This window comes from Achromobacter dolens, assembly GCF_902859745.1.
GTDB classification, from domain to species: Bacteria; Pseudomonadota; Gammaproteobacteria; order Burkholderiales; family Burkholderiaceae_B; genus Achromobacter; species Achromobacter dolens.
In genome coordinates, this window is sequence record NZ_CADIJW010000013.1 from 70,259 (window position 1) to 85,999 (window position 15,741).

Genomic DNA, 15,741 nt, shown 5'->3' on the forward strand with positions numbered 1-15,741 from the left:
TCTTTCAAGACGCGTGCTGGCTGGCTTGCTCAGACGTCAAACGACGCGTTCGCCCCCTCCGTGTCGAAGCTAATCTCGAACTCTTCGCATTCGAGTTCGTCGGGCGACTCCCAAAGCTTGCTCGCCATCTCGAAGACATGATCCGGTACGACCATGGAAAACGTGGGACCTCGCTCTTCATTTCTGCGTCGAACTCGCGCACGACGGATTTCCAAGGGTGCGTCGAGGACATGGAGGTGAGGGGGAAATCCTTCGTTCGTGATCATTCGACAGAACTGGATTCTTGGTTGCTGCTGGATCAGACCAAGTTCGAGCACAACGTCTCGACCCGACGCCAGTACTCTGCGGCTGTGGTTCCATATCAGACCCAGCAACCGTTCTTTTCGCTCAACATACCAAGGCACAAAATCGCCGCCTGGGCGGTCTGGGCTGAACAGCGTCGCAAACCACTCGTCGAGCGGGATGTGCACGCCGTTGCTGCTTGCAGCCAGAGCCGCGCCGAAGGTGGATTTTCCAGCCCCTACCGGGCCCTCGATCAAATGAACTTGAGACATGCTTGACAGTCACTGATTAAGAAACGGGCGAGATTATCACGCGACCTCCAACGCCCGCTTCTGGCCGAGACTGTGTGAAAACTCGTGATGGACTTGTTTTCGAGGGTGTTCAAACCCTTCCCTCAACTCCGATCGTCGATCCTGAGTTGATCTGAGAGGCCAACTTCCGACATGACCCTCAGCACGGTGAGTTTTCACACAACCTCGGCCGGCAGCGGAAGTTCGATTGGATAGCCGAATGCAAGCTCAGAGTGCTTATCGGAGGCGAGTATCCAATTGCCGAAGCCGCAAGGGCCCCCGTAGAGATGGCAAGCCGTTTCACCGTGGGCAAGCTGCTACTGCACATGGCTTGAAACTGAAGACGCTTCAGCGCGTGGGCGCATGAGTCAGATGTGGGCTGGTTTGAGCAACCGGGGAAATCCGGGTGAGTCCAGCCTGACCCCTGTTTTTCGCATCTGGCTATCAGCATGGCGCGAATTGCCGTGTATTCGACATTCCCGCCAACACGACATTGGCCTATTCTGCGCCCGCCCAGAACCGTCTTCGAGTGCCGTCATGACCGCGCAGACCGATTCCCGCAGCCGTGACGTCCAGACCGAGCGCCTGCTGACCGCCCCGATTTTGCCTGTGATGTTGTCGCTTGCCGGCCCGACACTGCTGGTGATGCTCAGCCAAACGTTTGTTGGACTGATGGAGGTGTGGTTTCTCTCCCAGCTCGGTGAAGACGTGCTCGCTGGCGTGTCGGTTGTGTTTCCACTGCTGGCATTGACGACGGCGCTTGCGACCGGCGCGGTCGGTGGGGGAATGCTTGGAGCGGTTGCGCGGGCGCTGGGGCGCAACGACCGCGTGCAAGCCAACGCGCTGGTTTGGCATGCTGTCGCCATTGCGGTGGCGTTTGGGCTTGTCACGGCAGGGCTCGTCTTGGCTTTTGGCTCCGCGGCGTTCAGTGCCATGGGAGCTAGCGGCGAAGCGCTTGCGCACGCCGACCACTATGCCGCCGTCGTCTTTGGCGGCGCACCGCTGATATGGCTGTTCAATGCACTGCTGGCGCTCATTCGGGGCAGTGGCAATGTGCGCTTGCCGATGCGGGTGGTGTGCGGCGGCGGCGTCATCCTGATACCGGTATCGTGGCTGCTGATCTTTGGCGCGGCAGGCTTTCAGGGGCTGGGTGTGACAGGCGGCGCGTTGGCAATGGTTTTGTATTACGTCGTTGGTAGCCTGGTTTTCGCAATATATCTTTGGCGTGGCCAAGGAGTGCTGCAGCCGGTCGCCAGACCGGTGCGGCTGCAACGTCGGCTATTTGCCGAAATTCTCAAGGTCGGCGGCGTGTCGGCCGTTATCGCGACAAGTACCAATCTCACCATCGCCATCGTTACCGGCTACGTTGGGGCGTACGGTCTGGCGGCCGTGGCCGGATACGGGGCGGCTGCGCGATTGGAATTCTTGTTGGTGCCGCTCAGTTTCGGCATCGGCGGGCCTGCCGCGATCCTGATTGGCACCAACGCTGCGGCAGGCAGGATCGATCGCGCACGCCGCGCCGCGTTGATCGCAGCCTGTCTGGGGTTCGGCGTTGCCGAGACTATTGGGTTGGTGGTTGCGATATGGCCCGAATTATGGCTGGGCGCGTTTTTGACGGACCCCGAAAGTGTGGCGACGGGAAGCGTTTACCTGCGCCATGTTGGCCCCTTTTTTGGCTTCTTCGGGCTTGGATTCACCCAGTACTGCGCCGCGCAAGGCACCGGAAAGATGGCGGTACCGTTGGCGGGGGCCTTGGCGCGCACGGTGGTGGCGTTGGGTGGGGGGCTGATCGCCACCACGCAGACCGGGCTATTCGTCAGCGTGGGCCTGGGTATGGCGGCTTTTGGTGCGGCGGGGCTTTATGCGCTGCTGCGCGATTGCCGGAAACAGGAATAACGAAGGATGGCTTTCGACGTCCAAATGGCGCAACAAAGTGGGCCGATATTTTTCAACAACGTGGATGCCGTTCCCCGTGCCGGATTAAGCTAATCTTTCATTGCCTGAAAAGGAAGCATGATGCGGCACGTTGGTTTAATCCTGGAAGATGGCTTCCAGCTGATGGGTTTGGCGGCGCTCTCTGCCTTTGAGCTCGCCAATACTGAGCTGGGCGATAAGGGCTATCGGCTGACGGTGCTCTCTGAAAAAGGCGGCACGGTCAGGTCGTCCATGAACGCAGGTATCGAAACAACGCCGCTAGGTGTCATACCCGATACCCTGATAGTTGCCGGCCAATTGGCGCCCCAGGATATTTCGCCCGGGCTGCGTGCGTATCTCGCCCGTGCGGGGGAACAAGCCCGCCGGGTGGCTGGGGTATGCACAGGCGCTTTTGTACTAGCACACGCCGGTCTGCTTGACGGCCGTACCGCCACCACGCACTGGGCGCATGCGCCGGCGCTTCGGGCGCGCTTTCCGAAGGTCAGGGTCGAAGAGGACCGAATTTTCATCCGTGACGGCAACATCTGGACGTCGGCGGGAATGTCATCGGCCATCGACCTGACGCTTGCGCTGATCGAGGACGACCATGGGGCTGCGCTTTCCCGGGCACTGGCTCGTAGGCTTGTCGTCTACCATCGTCGCCACGGCGGGCAATCGCAATTTTCGGCGATGCTTGCGCTGGAGCCTCGCTCTGACCGGGTAAAGCGCGCGCTGGCCTACGCCCGTGAAAACCTGCGCAATCCCTTGTCTGTCGAAGAGCTTGCCGAGGCTGCCAGCCTGTCACCGCGTCAGTTCAGCCGGGTATTTCGCGAAGAAACCGGGCGGTCTCCGGCCAAAGCCGTGGAAATGCTGCGCTTGGAGGCTGCGCGCGTCATGTTGGAAGACGGTCGTCACCCTTTGGAAATCGTGGCGCGTGACACGGGTTTTGCTGACCGTGACCGAATGCGGCGCGCCTTCCTGCGCAACCTTGGCCAGCCCCCGGCCAGCGTGAAGCGGAGCCTGATGTCGATGCAAGACCGCGACGCCGCCTAAGTGACCTTGGGCGGCCTGCTTATAACCGGTGTCTGTTTTTGCCGGATCTATGGCATTTGAGACTTCACCCGACCCGCGCATAGTACGTCCATCGAAGGCGCCATCCAGGCGCCACACAAGGACAAATCATGCAGATGACGGGCAACACAATCTTTATCACGGGCGGCACCTCGGGCATTGGCCGCGCGCTTGCCGAACAGTTTCATTCCCTGGGTAACAAGGTCATCATCGCCGGGCGCCGTCAGGCCCTGCTGGATGAAGTGGCCGCCACCCATCCGGGGATCGAGGGCATCGCCCTGGACATCTCGGATGCGGCCGACATCGACCGCGTTGCCGCGCAACTGATCCGCGACTACCCGACGCTGAATGTACTGGTCAACAATGCGGGGATCATGCCGTTCGACGATCCCTCGGGCCGGATCGATGATGCCGTGTCGCGTCAGATTCTCGACACGAACCTGCTTGGCCCGATCCGGCTGACCTCTGCGCTGATCGAACATCTGAAGGCGCAGCCGCGCGCGACCATCATTCACAACACCTCGGTTCTGGCCTACGTGCCTATCGCCACCAATGCCGTCTATTCCGCTTCGAAGGCGGCGCTGCACTCGTATGCCTTGTCGCAACGCTTCATGCTCAAAGGCACGAGCGTGTCCGTCCAGGAAATCGCGCCTCCGTGGGTCGACACCGACCTGATCAAAAAGAGCGGTGACCCTCGCGCCATGCCGCTGGACGCCTTTATCGCCGAAACGATGAAGGGGCTGGCGACCGACGCACCGGAAGTGTTTGTTGAGGCGATTCGTGCCCTGCGAGACAACCCCGGCATTGGTGAACATGCGCTGATTGACGGTTTCAACACTGAAATCGCCGCCAACCCCATCCCCGTCTAAGACGCCTGACAGGCGGGCTCGCGCCCGCACAGACTGCATTTTTTGGAGAGTTGAGTCATGACCGGAACGCTTGCCGACGATTCGCGCACGGTGTTGCTGCCCGCGGGATTCCTGGCCTTGGGAACGTTCGCCATTGGCACAGAAGGCTTCATGATCGCGCCCTTGCTGCCGGTCATGGCAAAGGACTTTGCGCTGCCCGTGCCCACCATCGCGCTGTTGGTGATCGTGTTCACGCTGGTGCTGGCATTGTCGTCGCCGGTGACCACTGTGGTGACCGGCCGCATGGCCCGCAAGCAGGTGCTGCTGATCGCGATGGCCCTGTTCGCCATTGGCAACGTTGTGGCCGCGCTGTCTTCGTCGTTCACGGTGCTGATCGCCGCGCGCGTGCTGATGGCCATTGCGGCGGGGCTATATGTGCCCGCCGCCAATGGCCTGGCCGGCGTCATCGTCCCACCCACGATGCGTGGGCGTGCGCTTGCCATTGTCAGCGGGGGGCAGACATTGGCCATCGCACTGGGCCTGCCGCTTGGCGGACTGATCGGCCACGCCTTCGGCTGGCGGGCAACCTTTATGCTGGTCGGCGCGATGAGCCTGGTGGCCATTGCAGGCATTTTCACTGGCATCGACCGTGACGCGGGGCAGGGCATCGCGGTGGCCAGTTTGCGCGAACGTGTCTCGGTGGTGGCGCAGCGTTCCGTGTTGCGCTTGCTGGCGGTCAGCCTGTTCTGGTCAATCGGTGCCTTTGCTGCCTACCCGTATATCGCCGAGTATCTGAGCGCCGTGTTGGCCTTCGGTCCATTGGAGATCACAGCATCTGTCTCGCTCTGGGGGCTTTGTGCAGCGGCGGGGGTCATGACCGGTGGGGTTCTCAACGATCGCTTCGGGGCTGGCACGGTGGTGCGCGGGTCACTCGTGCTGTTGGCGTTGTCGTTCCTGGCTTTGGCCGTTGCAACGGTGCTGCCACCGGGAGTTTCGTTGGGTCTGGTCATGAGCGCCGTGGCTGTGTGGGGCTTCACGGTGTGGTCATTCTTTCCCGCGCAGATGGCACGGCTTATCGGCGCGGGCGTCCCCTCGCAAGCGCCCGTTGCGCTAGCGCTTAACACCTCGACGATGTATTTCGGATTTTCAATCGGCAGCGCCCTGGGTGCCACCGTGTTGGGCGCTGGCGCCATTTGGGCAATTGGCGTCGTGGCGGCCATGGCGGAACTGATCGCCTTGGGCCTGAACGCCGCCATTGCGCGTAGAACTTGAATTTCTCTGTATCGGCGGGTTCACGGCTGCCGGTTTTCAGCAACACCACTTTGAAAGGAACCAAGAAAATGACTTCCCGTATCAACACGCCCGCCGCCGCTAGCGCCTCCGGCGAAACCGCCGACGTTTTCGCCGCTATCCGCAAAGCGGTGGGCATGGTCCCCAACGCCTATGCGGCCATTGGCGCCTTGAATACGCCCGCACTTAAGGCGATGCTGTCCGCCGACGCGGTGCTGGCGCAAGGCGTCCTGTCCGCGCAGGACCGCGAAACCATCAAGTTGGTGGTGAGCGCGATTGCCGGTTGTGACTACTGCGTCGCTGCACACAGCTTGGCGGGCAAGGCATCCGGCCTGCCCGTGGACACCGTGCGCGCCATCAGGGCGCTGCAGCCGACCGGCGATGCAAAGCGCGATGCGCTGATCCAATTTGTCCGGCACCTTCAAGAAGGCCGAGGCACCCTCGACGCCGAGCAATTCATGGCCTTGCGCGCGGCGGGTTATCCGGACGAGGCCGTCGTGGATATCGCATTGGCCATCGCCGTCATCACGTTTACGAACGTGTTCAATCGTGCGAATGACACCGTGGTGGAATTTCCAGAACTGAAGTAATGGGAGTGACGGGGGAAGGGGAGCAGTAAGGAGGGGCGGTCGGGGCGGGTCGATGATCGTTCCCGACCCGAAGCGGCCAATCGGCAGTTCTTTATCTGGCAGGCACCCCGGCTTCAGGCTGCCTTTCAAACAGCCTCGCGTCCAGGCATGGCAAGCGGGCTGTTGACGCGCCCACAGACCCGACGGAGAATCCATATCAGGAGCGGGCCTCATGTGCCCAGAGAAGAAGCACCATAAGAACCTGTGCGCTCACTTTCGAGGAGTGCCGATATGACCATCACCGACGATTGGCTGCTGCAGTGGCAAACCCCCAAAGGTGGCTATAAAAAGCGGCAGCTCGCATTGATCGATGTGCCATGGCCGCCGAGGCGAGGGTGGAAATACGACGTGATCGGCATGGAAATACCCGACGAGACGGCGCGAGCGTTCGAGCAGGCGTCGGGGCAAGACAACGGCATTTATGCGATTTGAAGGCGACGCGCTGCTGCGTAAGGCAGGTTTCACTGTCCGGGTGGGTGCCGCAAATCCGGCCGCGCGGGGCCGCGAGAGCGCGATGCTTTGCTATACCGTCCGCGAACGGCGGCTCCTGGCCGAAACCGGCCTTCATTCCCAAGGTTGATCAAAATCCCAAGTTAAGTGACGCGTCCACAGCAAAATCCCAACTTGAGTGACGCGATGGAACCAAAGTCAAAGGCGCATTTCTCGTAATTCATTGATTTGACGGTAATGTCATTCCCAAGCGCGCTGAACGTCGACACTTGCCTGGCCGCAACCTGCCACCAGCCACAGATCCAACCACCTGACTTCTAACGGTCATGCCCGACCGCTGCGGATCGAGGGTAGACTCGTTCGTTTCTCACTACGCTGGAGCTTGTATATGCCCGTCGCCGACGTCGCCCTGCTGACCCCGCTGCACGTCCATTCCATCGCAGTCCCGACGCAGAAGAACGATACCGTCCAGATCACGCTGCTTTCGGACATCGACCTGAACCACTGCGTCGCGCGCCTGCTGCACAATCATTTCGACGTCGCCAAATTGAATCACCTGGCTGATCTCAGCCCGTACAAGCTGGAGGTGTTGTTCGATGAAGACACGCTGGCCGGCGCCGGCGTCAAATACGGCCTGCGATCGGACCTGCACACCTGGGAGCCGATCCACAACGCGAACCAGTTCGCGTTTGCGATGAGCCTCGACCAGTCGATCAACACCACGCCGCCAGCGGCCGGCTTCCCGATCGAAACCTGGCGCCGGACGCTGTTGCAGACTCTCGTACAAAACGCCGTCACCCGTGCCTTTGGCCCCAACGTCACCACCATCGACGTCCGCCGCCTTGTCTTCTGATCGCCAGCACTCTTTTGCTGGTGGCCATCACCCATTCGAGACTTTCGCGTGCGAAAGTGGCCCGGGCCGCGCCCTGCGCCCGGACCCGCCGACGGCGGTTCCTCCTGGCGGTGCGCGGCCATGGCCACTGCGCGCGAGGCCGCGGCGCGCTCCGTCCAGGCCGGCCGGCACATGTCACCTGCGGCCGCACGCCAATACATCTGGGCCCAGCTCGCGGACCGAGACACCGAGGCTTTCGCGATGCTCTGCCTCAACTCGCAGATGGAACCGCTCGACTACTGCGAGCCGTTCCACGGCACGCTCGATCATCCGCGATTGCCCAGAAGAGCTTTTTCGGAAAATTCCAGGTTAAGTGAGATTTCCTACTCCCAAGCCGATCGAACTTCGACATCGGCACCGGTGGCGGTAGTCGTGCTAGCCCGCAAGCGAATTCGCTTCTGGACGTCGTCGGCGATGTCAATGCGAAATGCCCTTTGGACAATGCACATGGGGCAAATGAATGTCGGTACGCAAGCTCGATCTGACACCGAGGATTGTTGACGACCGAAGGGCAATGGGTTGATAGGCAACCCTCGCTTTTGGAGAGAGCAATGCAACTAAGTTTCAGTAGTGCGTGGGCAGGAGAAAGGCAGGTGCCGGAGGTTGCGCAAGGCGCACCGGTTGTGCGCGAGGCGGGCGGCCTCTATCGAGCCGCAACCCCGGAAGAGCTGCTACGTGCAGCTGCGCAGCAATTGGAGGGGGCGCTGGGTAGCCGCCTGCCAGTGGCCAAGCCATCCGCTGCTATCGACTATATAGTGACGCGGCTGGCGCTGTCGGACGTCGAAATATTCGGCGTTATGTTCCTTGATGCGCAGTTGAGGATGATCGCCTTCGAGGAAATGTTCAGAGGCACGCTGTCTGAGACGAGCGTGTATCCACGCGAGGTCGTCAAGGCGGCTATTCGGCACAACGCGCATTCCATCTTGATTGCCCACAACCATCCCTCGGGTTTGTCGCAGCCAAGCAGGGCGGACGTTGAGGCTACGCGGCGGTTGAAGGAAGCCGTGGCTCTGGTCAATGTGACATTGGTCGACCACGTGATCGTGGCGGCAGGTAGCGGCCATTCTATGGCCCAGAAGGGCTTGATCTAGGCTTGCCCGCCTGCGTCCAACAGCCGAAGACCGAACGGTCTTCGGCTTTTTTTACGCCGCGAGTAGTTGCTTGGCGGTTAGCCGCTTTTGAAGCTCGGCTGGCGCCACGGCCCCCGACAGCAGTCTTTCCAAATAGTCGCCGAGCTTCGCCCATGCTGCTTGCTTCTCGTCGGCGTAGTCGTAGAGCTGGTAGTGCCGCCTGACACGGTTCTTGCCCGTGTGAATGACGTGATTTTGGCAGCGGTCGATGATGTTTGGATCGATTCCCAGTGATTCCATGATGGTCGACCCCGTTCGCCGTAAATCATGAGGCGTCCAATTACCGTTTTGGCCTTTGCCGAGCACCAGGGAGTTGTCCGAAGCGCGGCGTGCTTTGGGCTTTCCGTTGAACATGGCTTGCCGATCTTTGATTTGCTTAGTAAAGGCCTGCTTGTACATCGGTTGGTCTACCCCCGCGTCATCATTGTCGCGCGAAGGTAGGAGCCAGCGGGATGATCCTGCCAGGCTGACAAGGGTCTCGAAATGCTTGATTGCGAAGGGTGACAGAAAGACCAGGTGGTCGCGCTTCTGTGATTTTCTGCCCTTGACGTTCGCCTTGGGAATGAACCACGTACCTTCTCGGAGATCGAGATGCGTAATTTCGGTTAGGTGCAATTCCCCTATCCGGCATAGCGTGCTCAAACAGATCCAGGAAACTGCCTGCAACGCCTTGGATGGAGGCTTCCTCTTTCGCTTGTCATCCGAAGCGAGATACTGGTCCTCCAACTCGCGGTATCGAGTCTGGAGCTCGACAATCTCAATAGGCGGGAGAACGCGTTCGCGCGCGTTATCCGGGTCGTAATCGTCCGCCAGGAGCACCCCGAGCTCAACCAGCTCAACCGGATTTCCTTCCGAAAGCAGCTTTCGCCATGGTTGGCGCTTTTCTGCCCAATGGAACATCTGGCCCAGTATTTGGAAGGTCACCTCGGCAAGCCGATTGCAACCGCGGCCGACAATCGAGCGGATCACTCGCTCAATATCCTTCTCGCGAATTGATCGCACGGGAGTATCACCGATCAAGGGAAGCACGTCCTTTTCAACGATGCGCTTCACTTCGGTGTTGCCATCTGCTCGCTTCACTCCCGATTCCAGCCAGCTTTTATACATCTCTTGGAACGAAAGGGCGTCGGTCGTGGCCTCTTCTTCAGCGGCGGTTACAGCGGCAGATTCAGCTGCCATAGCCTCCCGCGCCTGGGCTTTCTCCAAGTCGCGGACGGCTGACGGATTGCGGCCCGCCTTAATGTCCGCCCGCGCTTTGTTCCTGGCGGAGCGGATCTCGTCGAGTGTGCGCTCCGGCCATGAGCCGCAGTAGAATCTCTTTACCTTGTCGCCCATGCGATAGGCGTATCGCCACACCACGGCCATCGTGCCGCGCTGAATGCGGATTTCCCCCGTCAGGCCGTCCCCATCGGCCAGGTGATCACCGACCCATTCCGCCGGTACCGCTTCCAGTTCTTTGACGGTCCACCGCGCACCTTTTCCGCGTTTTGGGTATCTCGTCATATTTCCTCAAATCTCTCCGTTCTTCTGCCTCATGCGCCATATGGGACAACATATGGGACAACATATGGGACAACATTTTTGCGGCTGTCAGCGTACATTAGCGAACGTCGACGAACAAGGAAATTTGTATAAAGCCTTATGAATCAGTTGGTTATTCGTTCGCTGACGTTCGCCGACGTTCGCGCGTTTCTAATTTGGGAGCAGAGGGTCGCGAGTTCGAATCCCGCCGCCCCGACCATATTCAAGTGATGCCAGCCGTCCGCGCATTTTTCCCCCCATGCAACGGGTGGGCCGGCGGAGGATCCACGGCAAAAATGCCCTCTCATGTGTCGCATGAGAGGGTTTTTTTGCGCCATCTCATGGTGGGGATGATCCGGCATCGCGGCGCCGCGAATGGCCCGCGTCAGCCTGGCGTGCCGACCCATCTTCAAACCTGGATGCACAAGTCACATTTTGACGGGTGGCTAACGGTCAGGCGTCGGTAGAATTTCAGGGTCACATTGAATTCGCGGTGTTGCCATGGCCGAATCCACGTCCTCTTCTTCGCAGGAAACCGTGCGCCCCTGGCGCAGCGGCGATGTCACCGTCATCGATAACACCAAGCTGAAAAAGGCGGTGACGGCCGCGGCGCTGGGCAATGCGATGGAGTGGTTCGATTTCGGCGTCTATGGCTTTGTCGCCTTCGCGCTGGGCAAGGTGTTCTTCCCCGACGCCTCGCCGGCCGTGCAGACCATCGCGGCGCTGGGCACGTTCTCGGTGCCCTTTCTGGTGCGGCCGCTGGGCGGGGTGTTCTTCGGGGTGATGGGAGACAAGTTCGGACGGCAGAAGGTCCTGTCGCTGACGATCATCATCATGGCCATCAGCACATTCTGCATCGGCTTGATTCCGTCCTATGACTCCATTGGTCTCTGGGCCCCGTTGCTGTTGCTGCTGTGCAAGTTGGCGCAGGGTTTCTCGGTGGGCGGGGAATACACCGGCGCCGCGATTTTCGTCGCCGAGTATGCGCCCGATCGTCAACGAGGATTCCTGGGAAGCTGGCTCGACTTCGGATCGATTGCCGGTTTCGTGTTGGGGGCCGGCCTGGTGCTGCTGCTGCAGACCGCGATGTCCGAACAAGCCTTCCTGGACTGGGGCTGGCGCGCGCCGTTCTTCATCGCCGGTCCGCTGGGCCTGCTGGGCCTGTATCTGCGCCACGCCGCCGAAGAAACGCCGGCCTTCACGCAACAGCTCGAGAAAATGGAGCAGGACGACCGTGATGCGGTGCAGGAACGGCCGAAGGTCTCGGTGCGCGAGATCTTCGCCAAATACCGCAAGGCACTCCTGGTCTGCATCGGCATGGTGCTGACGACCAACATCACCTATTACATGCTGCTGACCTACATGCCGACCTATCTGTCGGGCAGCCTGCACTATCCGGAGCAGCACGGCGTGTTGATCGTGGTCGTTGTGATGGTCGGCATGCTGTTCGTGCAGCCGGGCGTGGGCTTCGTCAGCGACAAGATCGGCCGCAAACCGTTCTTCATCACCGGCTGCCTGGGGTTGATGGTGGTGGCCATTCCGGCCTTCATGCTCCTGGGTAGCGACAATATCGGACTTATCTTCCTTGGCCTGCTGTTGATCGCGATCGTGCTGAACTGCATGATCGGCGTGATGGCCGCCACCCTGCCGGCGCTGTTTCCCACCCGCATCCGCTACAGCGCGCTGGCGGCCTCATTCAACGTGGCCATCATCATCGCCGGCCTGACGCCGACCGCCGCCGCCTGGATCGTCGAGGAAACCGACAATCTCATGATGCCGGCGTATTACCTGATGGCGGCCGCGGTCGTGGGCCTGATCACGGCCGTATTCATGCCCGAGACGGCCAACCGGCCTTTGCGCGGGGACACGCCGAACGCCGCGAACAAGGGCGAGGTGAAGGCGCTGCTGCAACAGGCCTACGATCACATCGAACAGAGCGTGCAGGACATGGATGCCGAGATCGCCGACCTGGAAGAGAAACTGGAAGCGTTGAAGCAGAAGCGGCAGCGCCTGGCGGATCGGCATCCGCACATCGAATGACCCGCGTGGCAGGCGCACATGGCCCAATCCGGAACCCGCTTCTTGGCCCTTCCGGAATAAACCGCGCCGGCGCAACATGGAGTCTTCGACAGCCATCTATCAGGACTCTTTCATCATGAGTCAGCGCATCGACTATGCCCGCGCCGCGCCCGAAGGCTACAAGGCTTTTGGCGCCGTTCACGCCTACCTGCGCCAGTGCGGCCTGCCGGAGGCGCTAGTCAATCTCGTGTACTTGCGGGTTTCGCAGATCAACGGTTGCGCCTACTGTATCGACATGCATTCACGCGACCTGCTCAAGCAGGGCGTGACGGTGGACAAGCTGGTGCTGGTGCCGGTGTGGCGCGAAGGCGGCGCGTTGTTCAGCGCCCGCGAGCAGGCCGCGCTCGCCTGGGCCGAGTGCGTGACGCGGGTGGCCGAAACGGGCGTGCCGGATGCCGATTATGCCGCCGCCGCGGCCGAGTTCAGCGACAAGGAACTGGCGGACCTGACCTACGCGATCGGGCTGATGAACGCCTTCAACCGCTTGGGCGTCACGTTCCGCAATATGCCGGCCGCCGTCAGGGCCGGAGCAGCTTGACCGCGATTGCCAGCATGACCAGCCCGACCAGTGCGTCCAGCACCCGCCAGGCGGCCTGACTGGCGAACACCGGCCGTAGCAGCCGGGCGCCGAAGCCCAGCGTGAAGAAGAAGACGAACGAGGCCGCCATGGCGCCGAGCGCGAAGGCGACCTTGCGGCCCTCGTACTGGCTGGAGATTGAGCCGAGCAGGACCACGGTGTCCAGGTAGACGTGCGGATTGAGCCAGGTCAAGGCCAGGCAGGTCGCCAGCGTGGCGCCCAGCCCGGCGGCCTGGCGCGAGGACGGCGTCAGGCCGCCGTGGTTGCGCAACGCCGAGCGGAAACTGCGCGCCGCGTAAATCAGCAGGAACAGCGCGCCGCCGTAGCGCAGCACCGGCTCCAGCCAGGGCAGGGCGTTTGACGCCAGGCCGAATCCGGCAACCCCCGCGGCGATCAAAACGGCATCCGACAACGCGCACGTCATGCAGACGGCAAAGACGTGTTCCTGGCGCAGGCCTTGCCGCAGCACGAAGGCATTCTGCGCGCCGATCGCGAGGATCAGGCTGAGGCTGAGGAAAAAACCGGGGAAAAAGGCGCTGGTCATGTCGTACCCTGAAGCAAGGGCGACAGACTAGCGGTTGCAGCTTAATTAGAGAATCTAAAGATCCTAATCCATCTTTAGAAATGCTGAATATTTTCCGGCGGCGTCATGGCGCCGCCCCGCATCAATGGCGCGGACCGTCTTGGCCGGGTTGCAGCTTGGCCAACTGCGCCTGCAGCGAATCGAGCAGCAACTGCAGTTGCTCGGACGTCACGGCATAGACGCGCCCTCGTTCGCTGCGCGTGGCCGCCGCGGGCGACGGGGCGGCCAGGAAGTCCAGCCGCAGCAGCAACGAATCGTGTTCCACCAACGGCATCATGGCCCAGCCTGTCACCGGCGAGACGGCCTCGCCGGCCTTGAAATCTCTGTCTTGCACCTTTGCATCCTGTTCACGCGGTCGGCAGGCGACCGTATCCCGGGATTTTATTTATTCAGCTTATTGTCAGCAAGTGCGTTGAAAAGGAGACTTCCGCGGACTGGTGATCGAAACTCGGACCGAAAGATAGGCGCCTGTGCGGAAAGCGGGCAACAAAAAGGCGCCCCGGAGAGGGCGCCTGTTGTCAGGCGAGTGCGTGAAACCCGCCTAGCCGGCGTTCTGGTCCGCCGCGCGCAGCAGGCTGTACAGCTTGTCCTTGAGCAGCAGTTTTTCCTTTTTCAGGACTTCGACGCTGGTGTCCGAGGCCGGCACGATGCCCGCCTCCATATTCTTGATTTCCTGGTCCAGGTCGTTGTGACGCTGGAACAGGGCGGAGAAATGTCCGTTTTCGGCTTTCAGGCGGGTAATCAGTTGGCGGTACTCAGGGAACATGACGGCCTCTTGCGTGATCCGGTTAAGGGGGGGCTGCGCGGGGCCGGCGGGCCGGCCCGTAAATGAGCTGTCGATTCCATGACAGCCCAATGGCCTGCCAAAGTCAACCCGCCAGGTGGCGCGCCGCAGGGCGGACTTGATGCCACGCAAAAGGCGCGTCAAGAGGAGCGCCGCGGGGGAGTTGCTTGGTCTTATCTTTTCACGTTTATTTACATGGACCGTTTCGGGCCGGGGATACACTCGCTTCCCCGTGGTCTGCCATAAAAGTGACATGAATCAGCGCGCGCCCATCTATCGCCGAGTCCTGGCGTTGTTCCAGCAGGAGGGCCGTATTCATCCGGGCACCGGAATGATCACCGGCGTGATTGCGCTATTCCTCGCGATCCTGTCGGTGCTCGGCGTACTGGCATTTCACTTTCCGGCGTATCTGACGACGCCCGAACTGCGTACTTTCTACACCGTCGACGCGATGCGCACGTTGCTGTTCGCCGCCTTGCTGGCGTCCGGCACCATCGCCCTGACCAACATCGTGTTCGGCCGCCAGCGCTGGCTCAACATCGCCGCGTTCGTGCTGGTGTGCGGCGCGGTCGCCGCCGGCGGCAGCCAGGTGGTAGTGACGACTTCCAACACCGGCCATCATCCCTACCTGGGGCTGGACTGGTTCATCCTCGACCTGCTGGCCTCCAGCACCGTTTTCATCATCTTCGAAAAGCTGTTTCCGCTATACCCGGGCCAGCCGGTGTTCCGCGGCGAATGGCAGGTGGACATGAAGCACTTCCTCTTCAACCACCTGTCGGTGGGCGCGGTGCTGCTGTGCATCAACTTCTTCGTGCACCGCTTGTTCTCGTGGGCCGCGTACGAACCGCTGCAGCAGGCGATCCAGTCGCTGCCTTACCTGGTGGAGTTGTTCGTGGCGGTGCTGGTGGCGGACCTGGTGCAGTACGCCGCGCATCGGGCGTATCACGAGGTGCCCTTCCTGTGGCGCATCCACGCGGTGCACCACAGCACCCGCACGCTCGACTGGCTGGCCGGCTCGCGCCTGCACATCGTCGAACTGCTGATCACGCGGGTGGCGGTGCTGGGCGTGCTGTTCGCGCTGGGCTTTTCCAAGCCGGTGCTGGATGCCTACATCATCATCGTCGGCTTCCAGGCGGTGCTGATCCATTCCAACGTCAAGCTGCCATGGGGCTGGCTGCGCTATATCATCGTGACGCCGGACTTCCACCACTGGCATCACTCGTCCGACACCGAGGCGATCGACAAGAACTATGCTGCGCACCTGTCGTTCATCGACTACCTGTTCGGCACGGCGGTGCGCGGCACGGGCAAGCGCCTGCCGGAAAACTACGGCATTCTCGATAACGACATGCCCGGCACGTTCCTGGCGCAGCAGGCCTACCCCTTCCGCAAGAAGTAGGC

Annotated in this window: 17 protein-coding genes; 12 read left to right on the plus strand and 5 right to left on the minus strand. The window is 61.2% G+C overall.

Annotated elements, in window-relative coordinates:
• Nucleotides 1–29: 29 nt before the first annotated feature.
• Nucleotides 30–554, minus strand: a complete 525-nt coding sequence (locus HV783_RS12450; RefSeq protein WP_054501114.1) for a P-loop nucleotide/nucleoside kinase family protein — start codon at nt 552–554, stop codon at nt 30–32.
• A gap of 555 nt (nt 555–1,109) precedes the next feature.
• On the opposite strand from HV783_RS12450, the gene HV783_RS12455 reads away from it, so the two are divergent.
• The 9 genes from HV783_RS12455 to HV783_RS12495 all read left to right on the plus strand — a co-directional run bounded on the left by HV783_RS12455 (nt 1,110) and on the right by HV783_RS12495 (nt 8,757).
• A complete protein-coding gene (locus HV783_RS12455; RefSeq protein WP_175189242.1) occupies nt 1,110–2,468 on the plus strand; it encodes an MATE family efflux transporter in 1,359 nt (452 codons plus the stop codon).
• Between the two features lie 120 nt (nt 2,469–2,588).
• A complete protein-coding gene (locus HV783_RS12460; RefSeq protein WP_175189257.1) occupies nt 2,589–3,539 on the plus strand; it encodes a GlxA family transcriptional regulator in 951 nt (316 codons plus the stop codon).
• Nucleotides 3,540–3,667: 128 nt separating this feature from the next.
• On the plus strand, nt 3,668–4,426 hold the full coding sequence (locus HV783_RS12465) for an SDR family oxidoreductase (RefSeq protein ID WP_149063627.1): 759 nt from the start codon (nt 3,668–3,670) through the stop codon (nt 4,424–4,426).
• Between the two features lie 57 nt (nt 4,427–4,483).
• Nucleotides 4,484–5,677, plus strand: a complete 1,194-nt coding sequence (locus HV783_RS12470) for an MFS transporter (protein ID WP_175189243.1) — start codon at nt 4,484–4,486, stop codon at nt 5,675–5,677.
• 68 nt (nt 5,678–5,745) lie between these two features.
• Nucleotides 5,746–6,285, plus strand: a complete 540-nt coding sequence (locus HV783_RS12475; protein ID WP_175189244.1) for a carboxymuconolactone decarboxylase family protein — start codon at nt 5,746–5,748, stop codon at nt 6,283–6,285.
• A gap of 270 nt (nt 6,286–6,555) precedes the next feature.
• On the plus strand, nt 6,556–6,756 hold the full coding sequence (locus HV783_RS12480; RefSeq protein WP_175189245.1) for a hypothetical protein: 201 nt from the start codon (nt 6,556–6,558) through the stop codon (nt 6,754–6,756).
• A 406-nt stretch (nt 6,757–7,162) separates the two neighbouring features.
• Nucleotides 7,163–7,627 carry a hypothetical protein gene (locus tag HV783_RS12485; RefSeq protein ID WP_175189246.1) on the plus strand — a complete coding sequence of 155 codons (465 nt, stop codon included), beginning with the start codon at nt 7,163–7,165 and terminating at the stop codon, nt 7,625–7,627.
• A gap of 120 nt (nt 7,628–7,747) precedes the next feature.
• Nucleotides 7,748–8,167: a JAB domain-containing protein gene (locus HV783_RS12490; RefSeq protein ID WP_175189247.1), complete on the plus strand. Its 420-nt coding sequence runs from the start codon at nt 7,748–7,750 to the stop codon at nt 8,165–8,167.
• Between the two features lie 50 nt (nt 8,168–8,217).
• The gene (locus tag HV783_RS12495) at nt 8,218–8,757 is read left to right on the plus strand and encodes a JAB domain-containing protein (RefSeq protein ID WP_175189248.1); all 540 of its coding nucleotides are present in this window, start codon (nt 8,218–8,220) and stop codon (nt 8,755–8,757) included.
• Nucleotides 8,758–8,808: 51 nt separating this feature from the next.
• On the opposite strand, the gene HV783_RS12500 is transcribed toward HV783_RS12495, so the two are convergent.
• Entirely contained in the window at nt 8,809–10,299 is a 1,491-nt protein-coding gene (locus HV783_RS12500) for a tyrosine-type recombinase/integrase (protein WP_175189249.1), read from the minus strand.
• A gap of 519 nt (nt 10,300–10,818) precedes the next feature.
• Here HV783_RS12500 and proP point away from each other — a divergent pair.
• Nucleotides 10,819–12,357, plus strand: coding sequence for a glycine betaine/L-proline transporter ProP (proP, locus tag HV783_RS12505; RefSeq protein WP_175189250.1), 1,539 nt, complete (start codon nt 10,819–10,821; stop codon nt 12,355–12,357).
• Between the two features lie 115 nt (nt 12,358–12,472).
• A complete protein-coding gene (locus tag HV783_RS12510) occupies nt 12,473–12,934 on the plus strand; it encodes a carboxymuconolactone decarboxylase family protein (protein WP_054501242.1) in 462 nt (153 codons plus the stop codon).
• Here HV783_RS12510 and HV783_RS12515 read toward each other — a convergent pair.
• The 3 genes from HV783_RS12515 to HV783_RS12525 all read right to left on the minus strand — a co-directional run bounded on the left by HV783_RS12515 (nt 12,915) and on the right by HV783_RS12525 (nt 14,322).
• Nucleotides 12,915–13,517, minus strand: a complete 603-nt coding sequence (locus tag HV783_RS12515; RefSeq protein WP_175189251.1) for a LysE/ArgO family amino acid transporter — start codon at nt 13,515–13,517, stop codon at nt 12,915–12,917. The genes HV783_RS12510 and HV783_RS12515 overlap by 20 nt on opposite strands.
• Nucleotides 13,518–13,638: 121 nt before the next feature.
• Entirely contained in the window at nt 13,639–13,890 is a 252-nt protein-coding gene (locus HV783_RS12520; protein ID WP_054501140.1) for a hypothetical protein, read from the minus strand.
• A gap of 207 nt (nt 13,891–14,097) precedes the next feature.
• Nucleotides 14,098–14,322, minus strand: coding sequence for an HP1242/YdcH family protein (locus HV783_RS12525; protein WP_049075356.1), 225 nt, complete (start codon nt 14,320–14,322; stop codon nt 14,098–14,100).
• A gap of 271 nt (nt 14,323–14,593) precedes the next feature.
• On the opposite strand from HV783_RS12525, the gene HV783_RS12530 reads away from it, so the two are divergent.
• Nucleotides 14,594–15,739: a sterol desaturase family protein gene (locus HV783_RS12530; protein WP_054501141.1), complete on the plus strand. Its 1,146-nt coding sequence runs from the start codon at nt 14,594–14,596 to the stop codon at nt 15,737–15,739.
• The last annotated feature ends 2 nt before the right edge of the window (nt 15,740–15,741 follow it).